The organism is Bartonella sp. ML70XJBT, assembly GCF_028618425.1.
Taxonomy (GTDB): Bacteria; Pseudomonadota; Alphaproteobacteria; order Rhizobiales; family Rhizobiaceae; genus Bartonella.
In genome coordinates this window covers 1-3,521 of record NZ_JAQISX010000043.1, presented here as the reverse complement: position 1 = coordinate 3,521, position 3,521 = coordinate 1, and the positions used below count along the sequence as shown (strand labels likewise).

The following is a 3,521-nucleotide window of genomic DNA, read 5'->3' as shown; positions in this document are numbered from 1 at the left end:
ATGCCCCGATCAACCGATGGTTCCTTCTGGTCAATTAGGTTGGGAATGTATAACGGGGTATTTTGATAAGATAGAACGGCAATTTTATGGGGTTGTGCGCCCTACAAAAGACCCACAGCGATGGGCGAATAAATATTTTAGTCAAGTCATGCATATTCTCAATAGCCAATCCAAAGGCGGGATTATGGCAGAGAGGGGCGCCTTTGAAGACGAGCGAGAAGCCGCAAAAAGTTGGAGCAGAGCAGACAGTATTACGGTCTTAAAAAATGGAGCTTTGGCAGGTGGCAAGATACAGCCAAAACCGGTTTCTCAGTTTCCTACGGGCTTTTTCCAACTGTTTAATGAAGCGAAAGAAGCGATTAATCAAGTTACCGGTTTATCACCAGAGTTTATAGGAACGCGAGAAGTTTCACAAGCAGGGATTTTAGAGGCACAAAGGCGTCAATCCAGTTTAAACCTGCTTGCTTGTCTGTTTGATGGTTTGCGTTTGTATCGCAAGCGTCAAGGCAAGCTTATTTTACATCTTATACAAAATTACTTGTCTGATGGTCGTTTGGTGCGGATTTCTGGAGAAGAGAATGCACAATATATTCCCTTAACCCGTGAAACGGTGATGAGTGTTGATTATGATATTGTGGTTGATGATGCACCGACCAGCCCCAATGAGAAAGAGCGGACCTTTGGCATTATCACGCAATTGTTACCGTTGCTTCAAAATGCTGTGACACCAGATATCATGCTTGATTTGCTACGGTACTCTCCATTGCCTGCATCTCTGCTTAATCGGGTAAGTGAAAAGATGCAACAACAGCAGCAAATGGCACAACAAGCCCAGCAACAAATGAATCCCGAACAAGAAATGAAGTTGCAAGAAAAGCAACAAGATATGGCAACGAAAAGCCAGATGCAGCAGATGGATTTACAAGGAAAGCAGATTGAACTTTTTATGCGTCAAAAGAGAGCAGAATTGGAAGCAGAGATTATGCAACAGAAACATGAATTAGAGCGGCAACGCATTATCAATGAGCAGATGCAAAATCAAATCATGCGAGAAAGAGCAGCCACGTATAGAGGAAGAAGTATCTGAGAAAGGTTAAAGAATGAATGCAGAACTGAATGAAGGAATGAATGAAGATTATCGGGTTGGAGCACCGGTTTTTGATGATGATGGCTCTTTTGAGAGTGAACACGAGGTCGAAACGGTTGAGAGCCATGATGTCACGTCTCCAGAGCTGGTTGTAAAGCCCGTTGAAAAGCCTTCAGAGATTGTTCCAAGTCAAGATCGGCAACGTGCCGAAGAACAAGCCAAGCAAGCCCGTGAAGCGCTTGTGAAGTTTTATGAGCCCCAATCTCAGCCGCCAATGGTTGAAGGAGAAGGGACGCCTCCCGATCCTAGCCAAGACATTATTGGCTATATGGGATGGATGGGAAAAAAGCTTCAAGAGCAGGATGCGTATATTAGAGCGCAGCAAGATGTGCAAATATTCACTATAATATCAAAAAACACAATAAAGTCAATATGTTGCGTTCAATTATTTTATATGAATCCACTTAAGAATCCACACTTTTATGCATGATTCATTTGACCATTTTCTATAAAAGATTGGCACGTATGAATAGAGCATAAAAAGCAAATCATGATGTAAATATTATAACGCATGTGTGTATTCAAATGAAATAAAAAGCAGCTACCATTCATAACAGTTAATAAATTTTATGATACGTTTTTATCACTCAAAAATCGCATTGTTTTAAAGATTGGATTAGTAATCGCATTATCAAGTATGAGATTATGATTCTCAAAATTGAGAAGCGTAAAATCTAAAAATGTTATAGCAATATTTTATTACCTATAAGAGGGTAATCGTTTGAAACTGTCATAAGCTTATAGGTTTTAATTCATTTTAAGGTGCATAAAGGATTTCAAAATCGTTTTTAAAGCGCTTTCTAAAAGTTTAGAAAATGATAGGCAGAAAATTATAGATACTATCATCACAACAGATATGAAATTAAAAACGTTATATCTTATGAAATCAAAAGCCTTTTTATGACGTATGCAAGCAAGCGAGCAACAAACGTTTTAAAGGTTACAGTTTAAAAATACGAAACCAAATGGGCTCACCCCAAAATTGGGGGCAGCTCTTTAAGATAAGCAAGCAAAATTCAAAACCATTGTAAAATCTAAACGCATAGGGTTTTACTAAATTTTTAGAAAAAAGCGAAATGTTTAAAGAATCTCTATTTTAAAGATAACCAGCTCAAATTTGAGCCGGCTAATTTTTAAAGAAATTAGGTTTTAAAGAAAAGTAAAAATACGCTTATAAAAACCTCTTTAAATGAATGTATAAACGTTTGAAACATAAAATGAGATGATTATAAGAAACGTTTAAAACCTTTTTTATAACAGTTATAACTTAGTTATCATTTCTTCTTAAGAACGTTTCATTGTTTCATTTACGAAAAAACAAAGATCTAGATTTCACAGCAGAGCAAATCTTAAAAACCATAAATTCTAAAAAGCGTTTGTTTATTTGTCTTATGAAATGCTGCTTTTAAAAACCAACGCGCATAAATGTAAAAACGGGTTTTGTTATAGACATTTCACTTAATACATATTTGCTTTTGATTGGTTTGATAAAGCTACCAAACGTTTTAAAGAGGCGTTTTGATCATGTGCTTTGTTTAAACAAACCTCTTTAAAGAAAAGAGCGTTATTCTAATACGTTTATAGCCATAAAGCGTTTATAGGCTTTCTCATTCAAATGAGTGAGTAAAAATCATATGCATCATTTATGATCCTTTTGATAAGTTTTCATAAAAACAATAGAATGCTTGCAATATGATACGTTTTGTATATATGCATTTATCACTCCGTTATGGGTGATTCATTTTACTCAATAAGAATCGCTATTAGAAAGCCGCGTCATATCGATTGGCACGGCTTTCTTTTTTGGAGTTCTCTTTTTTATGAGACGTTTTAAGGAATGCATCTTATAATGCGTTTATAGCTATAAAGAAGGCGCCCCCCACGCCGTTCTTTATTCTGTTTTATCAACAATCTTGATAACATGATCGTTTTCATAAACCTCACAATTTTGGGGCACCAACTTTTCTTTGCTTTTTTTGTTTATTTTTGCATTGCCATAAGCACGCCCCCAGACCTTTGCACAATATGAGAGTTTTGCATTGCCATAGACAGAGCCATAAACTTCACAAGAGCCAGCCACGCTAGCAGAGCCATAAACCTTCCCATAAATCTTTGCACGCCCCCTAATAACAGCATAATTATAAACCTTGCCATGGCTATAAATGCAAGCCGATCCAGAAACATTGGCATGACCATAGACCCTTGCATAGCTAAAGACCGCAGCATCATGAGAAACATGCGCATAATCATAAATATGAGCATCAGCAAAAACACGGGCACCACCACTTACATGAGCATTGCCATAAATATTCCCATAAATATGAGCATTGCCATAAACAAAAGCATGGTCATAAATTTTTGCATATTGAGAGAT

1 protein-coding gene and 2 pseudogenes are annotated in these 3,521 nt (G+C 36.9%); 2 read left to right on the top strand and 1 reads right to left on the bottom strand.

The window, feature by feature from the left end:
* Positions 1-1,087 (top strand): annotated as a pseudogene (locus tag PVV65_RS08870) (phage portal protein); the annotation flags it as partial.
* Between the two features lie 13 nt (positions 1,088-1,100).
* Positions 1,101-1,577, top strand: a complete 477-nt coding sequence (locus tag PVV65_RS08865) for a hypothetical protein (RefSeq protein WP_273789912.1) — start codon at positions 1,101-1,103, stop codon at positions 1,575-1,577.
* Positions 1,578-3,038: 1,461 nt separating this feature from the next.
* On the opposite strand, the pseudogene PVV65_RS08860 reads toward PVV65_RS08865, so the two are convergent.
* Positions 3,039-3,521, bottom strand: a pseudogene (locus PVV65_RS08860) (hypothetical protein); the annotation flags it as partial.

Excerpts from the sequence above, each read along its gene's own strand:
- PVV65_RS08865 (WP_273789912.1), top strand. The coding sequence starts at position 1,101 with ATGAATGCAGAACTGAATGAAGGAATGAATGAAGATTATCGGGTTGGA.